This window comes from Amycolatopsis anabasis (assembly GCF_009765355.1).
Lineage (GTDB): Bacteria > Actinomycetota > Actinomycetes > Mycobacteriales > Pseudonocardiaceae > Amycolatopsis > Amycolatopsis anabasis.
Map to the genome: position 1 here is coordinate 775 of NZ_VTHK01000097.1, position 18,641 is coordinate 19,415.

At 67.1% G+C, this 18,641-nt stretch carries 18 protein-coding genes and 1 pseudogene; 8 read left to right on the forward strand and 11 right to left on the reverse strand.

Annotated elements, in window-relative coordinates; all coding sequences use genetic code 11:
• Positions 1 to 30: 30 nt before the first annotated feature.
• Both FXO23_RS48490 and FXO23_RS48495 read right to left on the reverse strand, forming a co-directional pair.
• A complete protein-coding gene (locus FXO23_RS48490) occupies positions 31 to 453 on the reverse strand; it encodes a hypothetical protein (protein WP_158895635.1) in 423 nt (140 codons plus the stop codon).
• A 159-nt stretch (positions 454 to 612) separates the two neighbouring features.
• Positions 613 to 936 carry an STAS domain-containing protein gene (locus FXO23_RS48495; protein WP_246258571.1) on the reverse strand — a complete coding sequence of 108 codons (324 nt, stop codon included), beginning with the start codon at positions 934 to 936 and terminating at the stop codon, positions 613 to 615.
• A gap of 798 nt (positions 937 to 1,734) precedes the next feature.
• Here FXO23_RS48495 and FXO23_RS48500 point away from each other — a divergent pair.
• Together FXO23_RS48500 and FXO23_RS52090 are read left to right on the forward strand one after the other, a co-directional pair.
• Positions 1,735 to 2,141: pseudogene (locus tag FXO23_RS48500) on the forward strand (arsenate reductase ArsC).
• Between the two features lie 199 nt (positions 2,142 to 2,340).
• Positions 2,341 to 2,532, forward strand: a complete 192-nt coding sequence (locus tag FXO23_RS52090) for a hypothetical protein (RefSeq protein WP_246258565.1) — start codon at positions 2,341 to 2,343, stop codon at positions 2,530 to 2,532.
• A 255-nt stretch (positions 2,533 to 2,787) separates the two neighbouring features.
• Here the strand turns inward: FXO23_RS52090 and FXO23_RS48510 are convergent, their stop codons facing one another.
• The 6 genes from FXO23_RS48510 to FXO23_RS48535 form a co-directional block, all read right to left on the reverse strand.
• A complete protein-coding gene (locus FXO23_RS48510; RefSeq protein WP_158895640.1) occupies positions 2,788 to 3,984 on the reverse strand; it encodes a DUF418 domain-containing protein in 1,197 nt (398 codons plus the stop codon).
• Between the two features lie 69 nt (positions 3,985 to 4,053).
• Complete coding sequence (locus FXO23_RS48515; protein ID WP_158895642.1) at positions 4,054 to 4,527, reverse strand: hypothetical protein; 474 nt, start codon at positions 4,525 to 4,527, stop codon at positions 4,054 to 4,056.
• Positions 4,527 to 5,942 carry an ATP-binding protein gene (locus FXO23_RS48520; protein WP_158895644.1) on the reverse strand — a complete coding sequence of 472 codons (1,416 nt, stop codon included), beginning with the start codon at positions 5,940 to 5,942 and terminating at the stop codon, positions 4,527 to 4,529. The genes FXO23_RS48515 and FXO23_RS48520 overlap by 1 nt, the downstream gene beginning before the upstream one ends.
• Positions 5,939 to 6,613, reverse strand: a complete 675-nt coding sequence (locus FXO23_RS48525; protein ID WP_158895647.1) for a response regulator transcription factor — start codon at positions 6,611 to 6,613, stop codon at positions 5,939 to 5,941. The genes FXO23_RS48520 and FXO23_RS48525 overlap by 4 nt, the downstream gene beginning before the upstream one ends.
• Positions 6,614 to 7,524: 911 nt before the next feature.
• Positions 7,525 to 7,893 (reverse strand): ANTAR domain-containing protein, encoded by a 369-nt coding sequence (locus FXO23_RS48530; protein ID WP_158895649.1) that lies wholly within the window; start codon positions 7,891 to 7,893, stop codon positions 7,525 to 7,527.
• Positions 7,894 to 7,950: 57 nt separating this feature from the next.
• Positions 7,951 to 8,247: a hypothetical protein gene (locus FXO23_RS48535; RefSeq protein ID WP_158895651.1), complete on the reverse strand. Its 297-nt coding sequence runs from the start codon at positions 8,245 to 8,247 to the stop codon at positions 7,951 to 7,953.
• Positions 8,248 to 9,184: 937 nt separating this feature from the next.
• Between FXO23_RS48535 and FXO23_RS48540 the strand changes: the two genes are divergently transcribed.
• Positions 9,185 to 9,424 carry a hypothetical protein gene (locus tag FXO23_RS48540; protein WP_158895653.1) on the forward strand — a complete coding sequence of 80 codons (240 nt, stop codon included), beginning with the start codon at positions 9,185 to 9,187 and terminating at the stop codon, positions 9,422 to 9,424.
• Between the two features lie 1,247 nt (positions 9,425 to 10,671).
• Here FXO23_RS48540 and FXO23_RS48545 read toward each other — a convergent pair.
• Both FXO23_RS48545 and FXO23_RS48550 read right to left on the reverse strand, forming a co-directional pair.
• Positions 10,672 to 11,505 carry an alpha/beta hydrolase-fold protein gene (locus FXO23_RS48545; RefSeq protein WP_425484989.1) on the reverse strand — a complete coding sequence of 278 codons (834 nt, stop codon included), beginning with the start codon at positions 11,503 to 11,505 and terminating at the stop codon, positions 10,672 to 10,674.
• Between the two features lie 7 nt (positions 11,506 to 11,512).
• Entirely contained in the window at positions 11,513 to 12,424 is a 912-nt protein-coding gene (locus tag FXO23_RS48550) for a metal-dependent hydrolase family protein (RefSeq protein ID WP_246258567.1), read from the reverse strand.
• Between the two features lie 136 nt (positions 12,425 to 12,560).
• Here FXO23_RS48550 and FXO23_RS52095 point away from each other — a divergent pair, with 136 nt between their 5' ends.
• From FXO23_RS52095 to FXO23_RS51375, 5 genes are all read left to right on the forward strand, one after another.
• A complete protein-coding gene (locus FXO23_RS52095; protein WP_246258570.1) occupies positions 12,561 to 12,719 on the forward strand; it encodes a hypothetical protein in 159 nt (52 codons plus the stop codon).
• 102 nt (positions 12,720 to 12,821) lie between these two features.
• On the forward strand, positions 12,822 to 13,460 hold the full coding sequence (locus tag FXO23_RS48555) for a TetR/AcrR family transcriptional regulator (protein WP_158895655.1): 639 nt from the start codon (positions 12,822 to 12,824) through the stop codon (positions 13,458 to 13,460).
• A gap of 56 nt (positions 13,461 to 13,516) precedes the next feature.
• Positions 13,517 to 13,903 carry a hypothetical protein gene (locus FXO23_RS48560; protein WP_158895657.1) on the forward strand — a complete coding sequence of 129 codons (387 nt, stop codon included), beginning with the start codon at positions 13,517 to 13,519 and terminating at the stop codon, positions 13,901 to 13,903.
• A 598-nt stretch (positions 13,904 to 14,501) separates the two neighbouring features.
• Positions 14,502 to 15,356, forward strand: coding sequence for a reverse transcriptase domain-containing protein (locus FXO23_RS51370; protein WP_218952418.1), 855 nt, complete (start codon positions 14,502 to 14,504; stop codon positions 15,354 to 15,356).
• Positions 15,316 to 15,921, forward strand: a complete 606-nt coding sequence (locus FXO23_RS51375; RefSeq protein WP_218952419.1) for a group II intron maturase-specific domain-containing protein — start codon at positions 15,316 to 15,318, stop codon at positions 15,919 to 15,921. The genes FXO23_RS51370 and FXO23_RS51375 overlap by 41 nt, the downstream gene beginning before the upstream one ends.
• Before the next feature lie 176 nt (positions 15,922 to 16,097).
• Here FXO23_RS51375 and FXO23_RS48570 read toward each other — a convergent pair whose 3' ends face one another.
• Positions 16,098 to 17,054, reverse strand: coding sequence for a helix-turn-helix domain-containing protein (locus FXO23_RS48570; RefSeq protein WP_158895659.1), 957 nt, complete (start codon positions 17,052 to 17,054; stop codon positions 16,098 to 16,100).
• Positions 17,055 to 18,641 lie beyond the last annotated feature (1,587 nt).

The following is an 18,641-nucleotide window of genomic DNA, read 5'->3' on the forward strand; positions in this document are numbered from 1 at the left end:
TCTTTTACGAAGCACGTGACAATCGGTGTTCTACTCCGGTGGGCGAAACCGGTAGGTGGGGTGTTCGCCGTTCCAGGCTTCGCGGAGTTCGCGTGCCAGCAGGGTGCAGTGTCGGCACACCGCCCGGTTCTCCCATGCCTGCGCGTGATCACCGGCCGTGCGCAACACGGTTTCCGCAGTCTGGCTGAACACGATGATCGCGATGACCCCGGCGTCCGCGCCCGGCCCGGTCAGCCGCTCGGTCACCTCGGACGGGTCGACCAGCGTGACCTCCCCGCCGGCCAACGCCGGAGCGCGCACCAGGTGGTCGGCGAGCACCCACTCCACCATTTCGGCCTTGCGATGCCGCACGGTCCAGCGCGGGTCCGCCGCGACCGCGAGCCCACACCGGCGCGCGGCCACCAGCCCGTCCCGCACCGCCACCAACGCCCCCGCCACATCCTCAGGCCGCACGGACCTCAACACTGCGGTAGCCGCCGCCAACAGTACGACTTCACCGCCCGAAGTCTCCTCGTCACCCTGCACGCACACAGCATCCCGTACCCCGTCGGCACACTCCCGGCGAGTCGAATTATTCAATCGCACTCAGGGCGGCGGGTGCCGTGTCACGGGCTACGCCGTGAGTGCCGCGTCCCGGGTTGGGTAGCGATCGAACACCTCACCGAGGCCGGTCAGCTCGAGCGGGCGACGGGTGGCGCGGCGGGATGCGACGATCCGCAGCCGCGTGCCGTCCGCGCACTTTTCCCGGGTGCTGACCAAGGTGTTCAGCCCGGCGGAGCTGAGAAACCACACCTCGGCCAAATCCGCCACCAGCACCCGCGGCGCCGACCGCAGCGCCACATCCAGCTCGGCCGTCAACCGGGGTGCGGTGACATCGTCGATCTCACCCCACGCCGCGACCACCACCGTGTCCGCCCGCGGCCGGGAGATTTCCACCGTCAGCAAAGCAGCACTGGAAGCCACCGCCCTCGGTGCAGCCGGGCGGGGCCCGATACCAGTCACCGGTCACCTTCCTTCCCGATGCCACCATGCCCGGCCGAAACTTGTGACCTCTCGCCGCGCCGGGGCGTCGCGCTCGGAAACCGCCACACACGCCCCGTGCCCCGCATCCGGGTCGCGGCGATCGTGCTGCACACTCCACGGTAGCCCCGACCGCCCCGTCCAGCAGGCCAACCCGCAAACCCGGTCCGTCGCGGGAATCAGCGGACCGGTGTCCGCACTGATCAGCTGCGCAGGGGACGCCGAGCAGGAGCGGCCGGGGTCGAGGGCCACGAGGAACGGGCGGCTCGGCGCTCGCCCTTACCTAGTGATGTGGCCAGCTGAACCCTTTGCCGCCAGGCCGCCGGATGCGGCGACGGACCAGGCAGAGCGCCGGAGAACCATCGTGCCGGTCCGTTGGGAGCCAATCGGCGTGGACGACAGGCCGCCGGTCGTTCGGGCTTGAGGAAAAGGGGCACTGTGGTCATGGCGAACCTGGTCTCCACCGGCCCGCCCAGTTTGGCGCTGTGGACGACGTGTGGCAGGCGATCCGCACCGCCGATCGGCGGGGGTGTTAGCACAGCCAGCCTTTGCGTTTGATGCAGGCCAGCGGGATCAGGGCGGCGATCAGGGACAGCAGTGTGGTGGTCAGGAAGCCGTCTTCCCGACGCCCGGATTCACACCCACCTGCCGGTGCTGGCCGCCCGCTCGGCGCGCGACCGTCTGGAAGCCGCCCTCCCGACCCAAGGAGTCCCCATGCCCGCCACCCCGGAAGTCCTGTTCGTCTGCGTGCACAACGCCGACCGCTCCCAAATGGCCGCCGCGCTCCTGCAACACCATGCCCAGGGCACGGTCAGGGTTCGGTCGGCCGATCCGCCCCGGTGGACCAGGTCAATCCCGCGGTCGCCGAAGCGATGGCCGAGATCGGCATCGACATCACCGCCGAAGTCCCCAAGAAACTCACCACCGACGCCGTCGAAGCCAGCGACGTGGTCATCACCATGGGCTGTGGCGACGCCTGTCCCGTCTTCCCCGGCAAGCGCTACCTCGACTGGAAACTCGACGACCCCGCCGGACAAGGCATCGACGCCATCCGCCCCATCCGCGACGAAATCCATCGCCGCGTCCAGGACCTGCTCGCCGAACTCATACCGACCAGCTGATCCGTTCCCGTCGTCCGTCGTTCTCGCATGTCACCCACCCCCTACCGCCGCCCCAGCGGCCAGTAGGACCACTGGCGCCTTTCTCCCGGAGCCCTACAAGCAGTGCCCGCATCGGATGGCCTGCACGCGCTGCGACTTTTACGCCCCAAGGACTCCAGCAAGGGACAGTTACTGGAGGCCAAGGACAACCTTGTAACGCATGCTGGCCACCGTCCCGCTCACCGACGACGAGCGCGCGGCTGTCGATGAGGGCCAGGTCGCCCTCGACCAGTTCCTCGAGCGGTTGGCCGACGTCCCGACACCGGCCGGGACCACGCCGCGCGAGATCGGCGTCCCGGCGACTGCGACCCTGCTGCCGATCATCGCCGTCAACCAGGGCAAACAAGGATAAACGTGACAAATCAGATTACATAGAAATGTCGTTCTCCCACAAACATTCCCACCGAGACTGAGGCATGTCGCCGGCGTACTACCCGCCCCGCGAACATGCGACCGTGTTCATGGGCACGGGGTGCTCTGATCACTCCACCGCGGACTCGTGCAAGTGAACCGGCGGGCATGAAACATGCTGATCAGGAGTTGGTTTTCGACCACCGCGAAGGATCGCCGGGACTTCATGCCCCGACGACCCTCGCCGCCATCACCGTCACGCCGCCTTCGGCAGACTCCTGCCCGGTACGACGATGGTGATTACCTTGTGCACCAACCATTCCAGCGGTCCACGACGCAACCATCGGCGCCACAGCACGGAAACCGCCAGCATCACCACAACCACGGCGAGGAAGTACACGAACGAATACGCCTTCGGGTTGCCGATCGCGCTCTGGTAGGCGAAATGCCCGGCGTACCAGGTCATCGCCATCCCACCGGCCGCGGCAAGCGGCCACAGCGCGCGCCGCCAGCCGGGCAGGTCCATCAGCGTCAGGAAAGCGCCGAGCAGCAGCAACGCCGAACCGATCATGAACGTGATCCCCACCGCGCTGGTCGCGTACAGCGAACGCTCCCCCGGCATCGCCAGCAGCGCCTGCCACGCCATCCCCGGCGGCTGCGTGCCGTCGATGACGTCGGCGAATCCGAACGGGTACAGCGCCAGCCACGACAGCACGCACGCGGCGACCGCGACCCCGAACCCGGTGATCATCATGCGCCACCGCACGGCGTGGCTGTGCAGGTCGAGCCTGCCGATCGCCAGCCCCGCCAGCACCAGCGGGATCCCGTAGATCGTCTGGAAACCACCACCGGTGAACACCAGACTGAACAGGTAGTCGCCCCACTGCCCCGGATGCGTCAGGATCGCGAGCCCGGCCGGGGTATCGCTCATCATCCAGTCCATGTGCGAGGTGACGACCCAGATCGCGTACCCCGTCACGAGCGGCACGCTCACCGCCGACAGGCAGAACAGCGTGCGCGGCCGCAGCCGGGTGAACGGGATCAGGAACAGCAAAAGCACGGCGTAGAACCCGATCACCGACGCGCCGAACTCGTCGATGCACAGGCTGATCAGGAACAGCGTCACCGCACGCACCGCCACCCGCAGGCACGCGGTGGTCATCCGCCGCCCGGTGTAGGGCCGCGAACCGCCGGTCATCAACGCGATCGAAACCCCGGCGAGCAGCACGAACAGGCTCATCGCCCGCGACGAGGTCTCGGAATCCAGCCAGCGCAGGAAGGCCGGTGCCTCCGCGCGCGGCCCGGCGTGCAGCCAGCCGGTCATCGGAAAGTGCATGACGAACACGCCGACGATCGCCAGCGCGCGCACCACGTCGACGCCGAGCAGGCGCCCCTTCGGCACCCGGTGCGCGTCTACATCCACAGTGGACGAAATGAGGTCAGTTGAGGTCATGGCCGCAAGGCTGCCGAGCCGATGTCCAACGCCCGTGGAAACCGTGTCGCGGTTGTGTCACAAGCCCGCTCAGTGCGCCGGGCAGGCCCGCGGCTCGGTCTGACCGCCGATGGTGAAGGACACCACCGCCTTGGTCACGCGCGTGTTCCCGCTCTGCCGCAGCACCCCGAGCGCGGTACAGATCAACTGGTCGGCGCCACGCGGCCCCATTTCGCCCCTGGCCAGCGGAACGGTCACCGTGACGGTCGTGTCGGCGATCGTCACCTCCGGCCCCAGCGAGGTGACCTGGGGCAGGTCCGAACGCAGCCCTTGACGGCTCTGGGCACCCACCCGCAGCAGCAGGTCCACCGCGTTGGTGACATCGCCCAGCCGCTTGCTCTCCACCAAGCTCGGCTGCAAATTCCCCTGCACGTCAACGAAATACAACGTGACGCCTGGCGCCACCCCGGTCGGCGCATCCCCGCCGTCGAGCACCCCGGTCGGTTCGATCCCGCAACCGGTGAGCAGCAGCCCCGCCGCTACCCCGACGAGCAACGTCCGCATCACGCGCCCGCCCCCGGAAACCGCGGCAGGCGGGCGACGAACTTCGCTCCAGCGCCCGGCTCGTTGCCCGCCTCGATGTCGCCGCCGTGCAGGCGGGCGTTCTCCACCGCGATCGCCAGCCCGAGCCCGCTGCCCTCGGACCGCGTCCGCGCGGCGTCGGCCTTGTAGAACCGCTCGAACACGCGCGCCGCCCCACCGTCGGGCAGGCCGGGACCGTGATCGACGACGGCCACCTCGACCTCCCTCTCATCGGCCCGCAACCGCACCCGCACCGGCGGCCTGCCGTGCCGCAAGGCGTTGCCGACCAGGTTCGCCACCAGCACGTCCAGCCGCCGCCGGTCGAGCACCGCGCCGATCTCCTCCGGTGTGTCCAGCTCGACGTGCTCGCGCCAGCCACGAGCGCGCAGGCAGTCCTCGACGGCCCGGCGCACGTCCACGTCATCCAGCCGCAGGGTCGCCGCGCCCGCGTCGAACCGCGATACCTCGATCAGATCCTCGACCAGCCGCGTCAGCTTGCGGGTCTCCTCCACCGCGAGCAGCGTCGACTCGCGCGCGTCCTCGGTCATCCGCTCCGCCTCGGCCTCCAGCACCTCGGCCACCGCGGTCAGCGTGGTCAGCGGCGTGCGCAGCTCGTGCGAGACGTCGGCGACGAAGCGTCTGGCGTCGGCCTCCATCCGGCGCAGGCCGGCCACCGAAGCCTGCAGTTCAGCCGCCATGTGGTTGAACGTGCCCGACAGCTCGGCGAGTTCGTCGGATCCCTTCACCCGCAGCCGCGCGTCCAGATCACCGCCCGCGAGCCGCCGCGCGGTGCCACGCAGCTCCCGCACCGGCCGCAGCACACCGCGCGCGGTGAACAAGGCCAGCAGGATCGCCAACGGCAACGCCAGCACGCTGGTCCGCACCGCGGCCTGCGCCGAGGCGTCGATCTGCTGCTGGGTCGGCAGGAGGTCACGGACCGCGAAAACCTCGATACCGGAAGGGTTTCGCACACCGCCCACAGTGGTCTCCACCACCGAGGTGCCGATCAGCAGCTTCGGCCCCGCCTGCGACGTCACCCGCTGGAGCACGAGTTCGCTTCGGGCACGCACCGCGTCACGCAGGTCACCGGTGAGCAGGCCGAGGTCCGCGCCGTCCGCCGACGACATCGAGCCGTAGGTCACCAACACGGGGGCGCCGACCGCGACCCGGAGCCGGTCCAGCGCCTCCTGGTCGGGCGGGTAGGTCAGGTCGGCGGCGACCGCACCGATCCGACGCTGGACGTCCTCGGTGGCGCGCTGCTGCGCCTCGGCCACCAGCGAGCCGCGGGCGGAGCCGTAGCTCGCCCACGCCGCCGCGACCGCGCCGACGACAGTGACCAGCACGAACGCCAGCACCAGCCGGGCCCGCAGGCCGGTCAGCCACCGCGGCACCCTCATACCGGCCCGAACCGGTAACCGAAACCGCGCACAGTCTGCACAAACACCGGCGACGCCGGATCGGTCTCGATCTTCGCCCGCAGCCGCTGCACGCAGTTGTCCACCAGACGAGAGTCGCCGAGGTAGTCGTGCTCCCACACCGACTCCAGCAACTGCTGGCGGCTAAGCACCTGGCCAGGCGAGCGGGACAGCACGAGCAGCACGCGCAACTCGGTCGGGGTCAGCGACACCAACTCGCCGTCCTTGGTCACGGTCATGCCACCCCTGTCGATCACGAGCCCGGCGTGCGTCTGGATATGCTGGGGCTCCGGTGCGCCGCGGCGCAGCACCGCCCTGATGCGCGCGTCGAGCACCCGGGGCTGCACGGGCTTGACCACGTAGTCATCCGCGCCCGCTTCGAGCCCACCGACCACGTCGAAGTCGTCACCCCTGGCGGTCAGCATGATGATCGGCACAATCGAGTCAGCGCGCAGCCTGCGGCACACCTCGAACCCGTCGATCCCGGGCAGCATGAGGTCCAGCACCACGGCCTCCGGCCGCACGTCACGCGCCTGCCGCAAACCGTCTTCGCCCGTCTCCGCAGTGCGTACCTGGTGACCGTGCCGCCCCAGCGCCATGCCGAGGCCACGGCGGATGGACGGGTCGTCCTCGATCAGCAGAACCTGTGCCACGGAATCGATTATCGGGACAGGTCAACGCGGGCACCCGCAGCCCGGGGATTCTGCGACAGAATCAGGACAACGCCCGAACCGGCCGCTGACATCGCGCACACAAGGTCGAAAGCACGACGAAGGACCCGCCTACCCGCCCTGTTCGCCCTTCTGCTCACCGGCCTCCTCACGGTTGCCGGCTGCACCGCCGCCCGCGGTCCGGGCCTGCAGGGCAAGGAGCTGTACCTGACCTCCGACGACGGCCCCGGCACCGAAACCCGCACCCTCCCGCTGTCGGCCATCCGCGACCGTCGAAGCTGCGCCACAAGCACCGTCACCTGACCTGGAAACATCCGCAGGGGCCGCTGAGACGGAGCTGGCGCGCAGATCATCAGGACGCCCTGCACCATCGAAGAAGCAACCCGGATGGTGCACGCTTCCACAAGACCAGCCACGACGATACGGCCTTCATCGGGGGCTAGGTCAGTAAATACCACGCCTGACACATCGGATCACGTGGGGAGCCGGATGCTCCGTCTGGTCCGGTGGGCGGGTACGGGAAACCGACGCCCGCGAGGTGCACGGCGTCCCATCCCCCGACCCACCACCTTGAACTGGATAAGGCCGGCGCGAACCTGCTGTTCCGCGCTGTTCACCGGTCACCCCGGACGCCACCGAGTCCACGCTGACGAGTAGCGTCGCCGCACACGTCGCCGGAACGTCGGCCATTACGGATGCCACCGCTGATCTGGGCGGCCGACGACACAGCTATCTCCACAACTGCGGCGGTACCGGGGCACTCGTCGTCTGCGTGCTGCACGCGTGTCAGAGCGGTGGGACACTAAAAGCTGGCGTGGGCGTGCCCAGACCCCGCGAGCCCGTGCCGTGCTGGTGATGCCCCTCGCGGCCCTTGCCGTGAGGGGCGCGCGCGGTCATCGCGAAGGTGTGCCGTCCGGCTCGGTGGCCGGTGAGCGCAGCGTGTTGACCACCGAGCGGGCCACGTCGTGCAGTTGAATCTGGTTGCGTCGGGCGTGTCCGCGGAGCCGGTGAAACGCCTCAGTGAGGGCGATGCCGTGGCGTTCGGCGAGAATGCCCTTGGCTTGTTCGAGCACGACACGGCTGGTCAGCGCGGTCTGCAACTGCACGATGCGCTCCCGCTGCCGCTGCCGCTCACGCCAATTCCGCAGTCCGATCGCCGCCGCATCGGCGAGCAATTGCGCCCGCTGCCTCCGCTGTCCCCAGAGCCCGTCGGTGGTGTGATAAAGCGCGACCGCGCCCAGACCTTGACTCTGGTGCCGCAAGGGTAGTGCGTGCACCGAGGTGATGCCGTGCTTCAGCGTGGTCTCGGTGAATTCGGGCTAGCGCGTCACCAGGCGTACGTCAGGCACGGTGACCGGGATCGCGGTGCGGCAGCATTCCACCGCCGGGCCCGCGCCGTGCGCGACGGCCTGATGGGGAAGCACAGCCAACTGCTCGGGAAAGGCAGCCTGAACTTCGATCCGTCCCGCCGCGTCGGTGAGCAACACGGCCGCTCCGGTCACCGACAGCAGCCGCGCGTACCGCTGGGCCAGCAAACTCGTGAACTCCCCCAATTCGTCGACACGACATGTGTCGGCCAGCTCGAGAAGGCTCCGCTCCAGCTCAAGATCGCTCATTTTGTTGTCACGTCCCATTATCGTCCCCAAGGTCACCCAGGCGACAAGGGTTCTCGTCCCCAAGGCGCAACCTCGTCCAGAATTGGTGCCACCCCTGTCACCGTAGAAAGCGCGAACTGACGGCGTACCCGCCGATTTAGGGCGGAATCCTGTCGACCAGCCTGGTAACGCTCTCCAGGCCTGACCCGAGAACGCTATCACGATCGGCGCAGCCAAATCATTAGGACCGAAATACTTATCGAGTAACCCACACCGGCCGAAATATTGACCCTTGACGGTTGTTGACTTTGTTACTCATTGGCCTTGGCGGTGTGGGGCGCAGCGTCAGCCACACCCTGATGTCCATCACGCCCCACCTTGTTGTCAGGCGCCGGGGCCCACCCCTGGAAAGGCCCCGGCCACGCAGGGTCAGTACCGGACACGACCGAAGAGGGGAAATCAGGAAAGCCCCGCCCGACTACCGGTACCGCTGCATCAGGATGCCGTTCCCGCCACGGTCTGCCTAGAGTCCTTCGCCCCCATGCCGTGTGCGCATAACCTCTTCCATAGACGACAACGCGAAGGCCCCGTTCGGCCACCCAGGCGTTTCTCGGTGTCCGCTGGTCACCTCGCCCCGGTGCCCAGGTGCCGAGAGGGCTCCGCGCGCGACCGCCGGGGCGGGTGGGAGCGCGCAGGCCTCGTGCGGTGTGGCCAACCCTTGCCGGGTGGCCACATCCGACCGGTCCATCGTCGGCGACGAACTCGTGTCGACGTTCTGGATTCACCCGAACGTGACCCTTCGGCTGTAATCTCAGCCGCGCCTCGGCGTCCTCGGCGCCGGGGTCCAGAGCACGCAACGCGGAAGACCCCGCGCTCGACCGCTGAGGGGTAGCGAGAGCGCGGGGCCTTGCCGACGCATCCCTCCCTGCCTGAGGCAACCCCGGCGAGGGTGCTGGCTGTGGCGCGGATCGCCGAGCCAGACGTCGAATCGCTGCTGGCGCTGACGCGCGAACGGAAGGATTTGTCCTCCGCTGTGGAGGACGTCCTGGAATCCATAGGTGGTGCGGGAGTCCTCGCCGCGCTCGAGGACGAGATCAAGCGGACGAACTCCCCGTTCCGGAAGGGCGGTCTCGAAGAACTGCGCAGGCGAACCCGCAGGACGGTCCGCGGGGAACCCGTCCGGTACTCGACGCGGTAACCCCTTGCGTCCTTCGAAGACGAGGAACGTGCAGCCATTGCCCAGCAGACGATCATACCCTTACCCCTGACCGGAGTCGATCGCGCGATCGGCTTCAGGCTCGGCTTCCTGAAAGGAACACTGTTCACGCTCGTTTTCTACGGCGCTGGGTCCGTGTTTCCGGGGCTGACCGCCTGGTCGCCTACGAAACACGCCGCACCGCCACCAAGCTGGCCTGGAACTGAGCCGAACGGAACCGGCCCACCCGAAGGTCCCTGCTGGAATAGCCCGACAGCGCGGACCGCCTCGCCCGTCAAGCACGCCAAGACAATAGAAAACCCGTAGCGAAGCACCTTTCCGTGAGAGAAAGCGTCGTGTGACTGGCTGGAATGGTGGGTCATCGCCGGAAGGTACCTCCGTGTCCATCTATGCTGGGCGGGCAGTCACTGTGCGGGGATGCTCGCCGACATCCAGGGCAAGGACGCCGCCGAGATCGTGTCGGAAGCCCGTCGGAATCGTGGCCAGGATCTCCCGACAGGCCTCGCCGCCAGGCGGTCGACGAGCAGGTTCGCTGTCTCGCATGCCGGCGATGGTTGGGCCGGAAGGCGCAGCGCGAGCGCGCGACTTGGGATTGTGCCCCACCACAGGGAAACGAAATACTGTTCGGGTGCCGGTGCGGGGCTCTTCGCAACGTCTACCAAGGGTCGTGTGCCGGTATCGCAAAGCCCTGTTTCTTCTGAACGCCTCGGGGGATCGGTGGCGCGGCACGGGCCCTGCGCTCGTGTTTCTCCGGTTGAGCGCGGGGCCCGTGCCGTCTACCGAGTGCTTGGCACACTGCGGAGAATTTCCCCGGTGGTCGAAAATCCTCGCCCCGCGTGCTGGGCCTCGGCGTCACAGCGAGGGGGAGGTCTGGACGCCGAGGCGCAACCGACCCTACCGCTCCCGGCAACACCATCACGTACGGATGAGTCCTCTACACCTGATCGTGCGTGCCGCCGATAATGAGGCCGCTTTCGTGCAGTGATAGGACAATTCTTCGGTGAACGCGGTCGAGGCTGTCGAGGTGTGGCGCCGCGTAGCCGCCACGCGTTCGAGCAGCGGCACGATCGCCCGCTGATCGCCGATGCGGCCCAGGACGAAGCAGGCGAGCCGAGCGACCCGGGGATTCCGCGGTATCGCCTCAACCAGCGCATCCACCGCCGAGGTGCCGATTCCGGTCAGGAGGAGATCGACTGCGGTAGCCCGGACCTGCACCGTGTCGTTCGCGCTTACCGGGCCCGGCAGGCTCTGAGGTAGCTGAGGAACGATGCCTGCAGGCCAGTCACGTGCGTTTCGCGCAGGACCGCGCTGGTGACGGCTGCGCCGCGTGAGGTGAGGCGGTGAAGGACGGTGGCCGTGTTCTTCGTGATGTTTTGGTAGATGGCCAGGTCTCCGAGCAACTCTCGCTCGTTGAGGGTCACGTGCAGCTTGGCGGCATGCTGCCTGTTACCCATTTCTTGGAGTTGGGCGAAGATCTGACTGTCTTCACCGGCGACGCCGGGGCTGCCCGCTCCGATGCTCTCGAAGAGCGTGCTGCCGGTGAGCCAGGTGTAGAGGCTGAAAAGTCCGCCGTAGGAGTAGCCGAAAAGGCCGTGACCGCTCGTGGCTGTGCCGTAGTCGCGTTCGATCCGCAGGTGCAGTTCCGCGGTGAGGAAGCCCAGGAACGCATCGGCGTGGGTGTCGCGCAGTTCGGCGAGGTAGGCGTCGGCTTCCTCGCGCCCGCTTGGACTCCCATCTCCACGGCATCGATGAGCTCCTTGGCGATGGACTCGCCGGGCGGCACGAGGTCTCTGTTGCGCAGCCGATCCCAGTGCTGTGCGTCTTCGCCCGCGTAGCCGACGCTGACCTGGATGTAGGGCTGGATCCGCTGCATGGGATCCGCCTGGGTGACGATGAGCGGAGCCGTCATGCCCACGGCCCAGTTGCCGTCGAGCACATACACGACAGGCGCTCGCGTCGTGGCGGGGTCGTAGCCCGGTGGCGTGGTGACCCAGACGCCGTAGTCGTGCCCACCGCTGGAGCGCATCTCGAAGTAGTCGGTGTCGGCGAGGCAGCCCTGCCACATGGTGCTCATCGGAGGTCCTTCACAACCCGTCCGGCTTGGACGACGAGTACGGCGTTGGCGGGGTCGGCGAAGAGCTTCGGATCTTCGAGCGGATTGCCGTTCCAGAGCACGAGGTCTGCCTGCATGCCGGGAGCGATGACCCCCACCTGGCTGGACAGGCCAAGGATCTCGGCATTGGTCTTCGTGGCCGCCACGAGAGCTTCCATCGGCGTCTCCAGCTCTGCGCGCAACCTGAGTTCGTCGCCTCGACGGTCCTGCGCCGGACCGATGAGATCGGAACCCAGCCCGATCCGCACTCCGGCCTCCTTGGCGACAGCGAGCGCCTCGGTCATCCGCTCACGAACACCCAGCACACGATCGCGGGCCGACTCGCCGAGGCCGGCTCCAGCAGTGTCGTGCAGCAGTTGCTCGACGACAGCGAACGTGGGCACAAGGGCGACCTCGCGAGTGGCCATCAGGGTGGCCGTGGGCTCGTCGAGGTCGGTGCCGTGTTCGACACAGCGCACCCCGGCCTCGACCGCGTTCCGAATGCCTTCGTTGTTGTGGGCGTGCACCGTCACATAGGTGCCCCGTGCCGCGGCTTCTTGAACAGCGACGGCGATCTCTTCCACGGTGAACTGGGTGTCGGTCAGCCGGTCGTGCGCGCCGACCACTCCGCCGGTCACACAGAGCTTCAGGAAGGAGGCTCCGCGACGGAATGCCTCGCGCACGTTGCCTCGCAGCTCGTCCGCGTTGCCCCCCATCAGGGACAGGGCGCACAGACCGGGAACGTGATGGCTGCTCCACAGCTCGGTGGGTTCCCAGTCGGCTCCGTAGTAGCCGTGCCCACCGGTCTGGCACTGAACAGGTCCGCACGACAACACGCGTGGCCCCCTGACCTTGCCCTTGGCGATCGTGGTGACGACGCCACCGTCCATCCCGCCGGTGTCCCGAACGTCGTGAAGCCGGCATCGAGCGTCGCGCCGGCCGTGGCGAGATGTCTGCCGCGATCTCCGCGGCACTGATCCGAAACGAGAACTGCGGCTGGATCAGGCTCGACAAGCCCAGGTGAACGTGAGCGTCGATAAGGCCGGGCGTCATCGTCAGTCCCCCGGCATCGAAGCGCTCGCTGTGCGCGCCGGAGGCACCGAGCTGGGTGATACGCCCGTCTTCGATGGTGACGTCGACGGGTCGCGACCCGACCCGTCGACGACCGCCGCGCCGGTTATCTGAAAAGGTCCCACGAGTCAGGTCCTCCGCCGTCGGTGAGCTGACTGCGACCATGGTCGAAGCACCACGGCACCGTCAGTCTTTTCCAATGGATAAACTGCGGGAGTGATCCTGTCAAACACGGAACGCACCGGCGACGCACGCGAGCGCCTCCTGGCCCGGCTTCTCGACGCCTTCGACGAGGACCTTCCCGCACCGGAGGTGTCACTCCGTGAGATCGCCGCCCGGACCGGGACCAGCCACGCCCTCCTGCGATACCACTTCGGGTCACTCCCGGGCGTCCTGGCAGCCATGCTCAAGGCGCAGCGATCCCGTGACAACGAGGCGCTTTTCGAGACCGCCCAGCAAGGCACCTTCGACGACCTCGTCGTGGCGATCTGGCGGACCTACACCCGCCCGAAGCAGATGTCGCGCGTCCGCGGCTTCTTCCACGTCGTAGGACTGGCCGCGTACAGCCCAGAGAACTTTCGTGAGTTCATCGACTCACTCGACGACCTGACCAAGATCCTGGCCTCACTCGCGGAACGCGAAGGCCTCGACACCCAGGAAGCGCTGACCACGGCCACCGTCACCATCGCCGCGATTCGTGGCCTGCTCCTCCAGGAAGTCCTGACTCCAGGAGTCCACTCGGAGGCCGCGGTCGCCTTGATCCTGCGCATGAGCAAGAGCCAATCCCTTCCACAGACACATCCGGGGGGACTTGAGCAGGTAGTACTGCAACGACGGCGTGACGTGGGATGCTGAAGGCTGTCGGCGGTGATGATCACCGCGTGGTGGATCTTGCCAGGTGAGGGGCGTCGTTGGATGCCGTGGTGGAGCCGATCTTCAGCCGTTTCGCCAGGTCCGAGCCGCACCAGCGGGATGCAGCGGTTGCTGCGCACCACGGACTGGGACGTCGACGGGCCCGGGATGACCAGCGCAGTGACGTCCTGGACCAGCTCGGTGATGACGCGACCGGCGTGTTCATCCTCGACGAGACCAGGAGGCCGAAAAGGGGCACCTGGGACCGGCCTCGACGGGTTGATCCCATTATCGGGCAACGAATTTGTCGCCTGCCACCGTTGTGGGACCGCCGCGTTGCCAGTCGTGGAACCACCGACAGCAGTGCAGAAATGGAACAGGTTATCGCGCTGGCGATTCGCGAACGCTGCGTTCCCGAAGGACCGATCAGCGGCATGTGCGGATAGTGCGCCGTGAGGCGCCGATGAACCGAGGGAGGTGTGAGACCTCGCCGCTGGGTTGTCGCAGCAACCCGGTGGAAGCTGAGCGCAGTCTGACCCAGAAGACGCTGGGAAGGGCGGGAAGCAGCGCTGACAACGCCGGGACGGTCTGATACTGCCAGGTAGGTCGGGTCCGGCAAGCGAGACCAGACGGCATACGAGAGGAACCAGTGCTAAAGCTCCGTAAGCATGCCACCGGCTCAAATCTGGTGGATACGGGCCGGGATGCAGTGCACAACCATCCAGTGTGGAAGGTTGACTCCGAAGCCGACTTGTCCGGTCGGTGGGGAGGCCATGCTGAAGGACTGCGGCGTAGGTGTGGCGATACTGCCGGGGCAAAGCTGGGTGCCAACCTGGTCGATCGGTTCACGGTGAACACGGGAACCATCCCGCACCGCTCCTGTCTCCCGGAAGCCAGCCGGGCGGGCGGGATAGACGCGTCGTTGGTTGAAGGCGCGGGATGGGGCGGAGGCCTCGTAGTAGTCCGAGCGCACGAGAGGTGCGTACATGGCGAAGGGGGCTAGCAAGTCAGCAGTAGAAGTGCTGGAATGCCGGGAGGTCGTGGGTGAATACCGACGAGCTGGAATACGCCTTGCTCAAGGCGGAACGCCGGGTACTGGAGATCCAGACCAAACTGCACCGATGGTCCGGTGATGATCCTCATCGCCGGTTCGATGATCTGTACAATCTCGTCACCGACCCCGCGTTCCTTCTGGTCGCGTGGGATCGGGTGCGGAGCAACAGGGGCGCGCGCACGGCTGGAGTGGACGGCAGGACCGCCCACTACATCGAATCCGTGCGTGGAGCGGAAGGGTTCCTCGCGGACCTACGAGCCGATCTCAAGGCCCGTACCTTCCAACCGCTGCCAGTGCGGCGGCGTGCGATTCCCAAGGCGGGCGGCAAGGTCCGCTACCTAGGGATCGCCACCATCCGTGACCGGGTGGCGCAAGCGTCCCTGAAGTTGGTGTTGGAACCTATCTGGGAGGCGGACTTTCGTCCGTGTTCCTATGGGTTCCGCCCGAACCGTCGGGCTCACGACGCGGTGGCCGAGGTGCATCACCTCACGTCCCGCTCCTATGAGTGGATCGTGGAGGGAGACATCAAGGCCTGCTTCGACGAAATTTCGCATGCCGCCCTCATGGACCGGGTGCGAGAACGGGTAGGAGACAAACGCGTCCTGGCTCTGGTGAAGGCGTTCCTCAAGGCGGGCATCCTCACCGAGGAGGGCACGCTGACCGACACCAACGCCGGAACACCGCAAGGGTCGATCCTCTCCCCATTGCTGAGCAACGTGGCCCTGTCCGTCCTGGACGAGTACATCGCCCAAGGTCCGGGTGGGCCCGCAGCCAGCAGGCTGGAACGGGCCAAGCGTCGCCGTCGTGGGTCTGCCCAACTACCGGCTGGTCCGGTATGCGGATGACTGGTGCCTGGTCGTGTCGGGCACCCAGGCGCACGCCGAGGCTCTGCGGGAGCAGATCGCGGGAGTCCTGTCCACGATGGGTTTGCGCCTGTCTCCGGAGAAGACTCTCATCACCCATATCGACGAGGGCCTCGATTTCCTCGGATGGCGCATCCGGCGTCACCGCAAGCGAGGCACCGGCAAGCACTACGTCTATGTCTATCCGGCCAAGAAGGCGCTGGTCGCCGTCATGGCCAAGGTGAAGACAATTTGCCGACGGAACACGAACCTGCCGCTCGCGGTCCCGTTGCATCAGCTCAACCGGATGCTGCGGGGCTGGACCGCGTACTTCAAGTACGGATGCTCGAACGCGACCTTCAGCTACCTACGCTCCTACCTCTGGCAGGAGATCGTCAGGTGGCAGAAACGCAAGCATCGGCGCACTCCATGGAAACAACTACGCCGACGCTACGGCATCTGGCCCGCCGATGGGAATGTCGGGCTGTTCGATCCGGCCAGAGTGAGCGCGAAGCGCTACTACTACCGGGGAACACGCATCCCGACACCATGGCCGAGCACACCATGAGGACCACCACCAACCCCGCGGGACTTGTGGAGAGCCCGGTGCGCCTAGCAGCGCACGCCGGGTTCGGGAGGCGGCTCGGAGAAACCCACCAGCGGCAACGCTGGCAAGGCGCTCCGAGTCGACCTCACTTCGGTACTCGACAGGGACTCCAGGGTTGGTCATGCCGGGAGTCTGGGTCAGGTGTCGCGTTGCAGGGTTCGGTAGGGCGGGCAGCCGTAGACGGTGCGGTAGTGGTGGGCGAAGCGGCCGGGGTGGAAAAAGCCCCAGCGGGCGGCGATCTCGGTGACCGTGACCCCGGTGGTGGGGTCGGCGGCCAGCAACTCCTGGTGCGCTCGCTGGAGCCGGACCTGGCGGAGGTAACCCATGAGGGTGGTGCCGAGGTGGCGGCGGAAGGCGTACTGGACGGCGCGGATGGTGACGTGGCAGGAGGTGGCGATGTCGGCGGCGCAGATGTCCTCGTGGGCGTGGTCGTCGATGAACGCCATCGCCCGGCGCAGGGTGCACGGATGCGAGTCGTGGCGGTCCTCGATGGTGGGATCGGGCAGCGCGGTGTTGGGGAAGGTGCTCAGCACGGTCGCCGCCAGCAACTGGGGCGCGGTCGAGACGATCAGGGGCGAGTCCCGGAAAGTCGGCGCGGTCAGGACGTGGTCGTGGAGGTAGGCGATGGTGCGCAGCAGGTGCCGACCTGCGGCCGGGGAGACGGGGCGGTAGCCGCTCAGCCGCACCGGCCGCGGCGTGCGGTGGGGCGCGGTGTCAGCGACCTGGGACAGCAGCGAGGGTTCCAGCGACGTGTAGGTGTAGCGGGCGTGGCTCACGCGGCCGCTGTAGGGCCGGTCAGGCTGGGCGAGTGCAATCACTTCACCCGGCCCGCAACTGGTGTCCACCCGCTCGGTGACGTTGTGCGGAATAGCGCCGGATTTCACGCTGATCAGGCTGAGCGTGCCCAGCGGGTCAAAGGCGTAGTCCATCACGAAGCCGAGGTGAATCCGGTCCATCCGGATCGGCCCCAGCGGGTTCTGGACGATCAGTGCCCGGCAGCCGGAGGGATGCGCTTGGATCCGGCACGCGGCGTAACCCGAGCGGGCGAATTCATGGAACTCGTCCAGGTCACTGCTTGAGAAAACAGTCGTCATGGTCTCCCACCGCCCGTTCGGTTGTCAGCTTGCCACCGCCGGCGACGAGAAAGCGGGATCGAAAGAGAGGACTACGCGGTTGGACGACAGGGCCGGGTAAAGTTGCTCCACCCGGTCGCACAGAGGCACTAACATGCGCGGCGACCGGAGTAGTCGAGCCGGCACCGCTCGCCGAACCTGCTTGCATCCCCACTCGGAATGAGCGTGCGTTCCTCGTCCTGCGCGGTCAGCGGCGGTTGAGGAGCAGAGAGCCGGGGGTGAAGTCACCCTAACGGGACCAGTAGGCACCTACGCGCCCACATCGGCAATTCCGGACGTTCGGTTGCCGTCGCCATGATCGCTCCACACGGTGGGTCTGGAACATGTTCTCTCGGTGGATCACCTGCCGTCGGTGGTCCCATGACTGGCAACGTGGTGGTCCCACGACGGTGGCAGACGACAACGAGATCCGCCCCTGATCGCCGAGTGCCGTTGCAGTACTAACGCGAAATCGGTTCCAGCGCGGTGCTGGCAATGGTGGTTCGGTGCGTTACTGCCATGCCTGTTTTGGGCAGTGAGTTCAGGCCCAACTCGGACAGGTTGATTTGGCCCAAGTGAGTGCCCGTGGCGGTGCCGGGTTCGGTGAGGGAAGGGCGTTTGGACAGTGGTTTTCGGCCCAGCCCTGGATGGGTGAACCTTGCTGGGGGCGACGGGGCGTCGTGAGGTGCCGGGTGGGTGTGAGCGCTAGCTTGTTCGGGCCGGGTGTTCACGGCCCTTGTGTCCCTGACAGGCGCAGGTTCCGTGAGCAGCCGGCCCTTTTGTGTCGTCTGTGCCCCTATGAGTCTCAGGGAGACGAGCCGGATGTTTCAGCCGCAGACCGTGCGGGAGCTGGGCCAAGATCCCTTGTAGGAACTGGAATCGACCCGAACCCAGACGGCGACGGGTCCGTCTTCTGCGCCGTGGTGAGGATGTTTCGGCCGCTCGTCATTCCCACTGCGGGATGACGAGCGGCGGGCTGCTGTGGTGACGTTGAGCAGTGTCCACGCATGCCCCCGACGGGGCGCGGCCGGCACCACCGCGCCACCATGGCGCGGGGCCCCGAGGTTGTCGTGGGAGTAACGGGCGTGCCGATCGTTTCCGTGCCATGGCCGGGGTATTCGCGCGTCCGTCCTTGGTCGGAACGGGTGATCGTGATGGACACCTCGGCAGACAATGGGGTAGATAATCGCGAAAGCTCAATAATCGCGTTCGATGTGCGGGTGCACCGTCGTGGTACTGGGGAGGGCCGGTATGGACACGAGGCGGCTGGCGACCGACGCCATGGGCGGGTGGTCGGTGGAATTGCATGGCGCGTCGGCTTCGGTCAGCGGTGATGACGCTCCCCGCTCCCCGGACTCGGAGCAGTCGCGGATGCGGCATGTGCCCCGGACCTTGCGCCCCATCCCCAATCCTGCATCCCGGTTGGCCAGGCCCACGGTGGATATTCGGTCGCTCGTGCGCACCTCTCACCCAGCCGGGATCGCTGGTTGGGCAGCAGGCAACGCAGAGTGGGTTTCAGTCCGGCGGGTACTGGAGTCCGAACTTGAGCGTTCTGGCCGGTCACGGTGC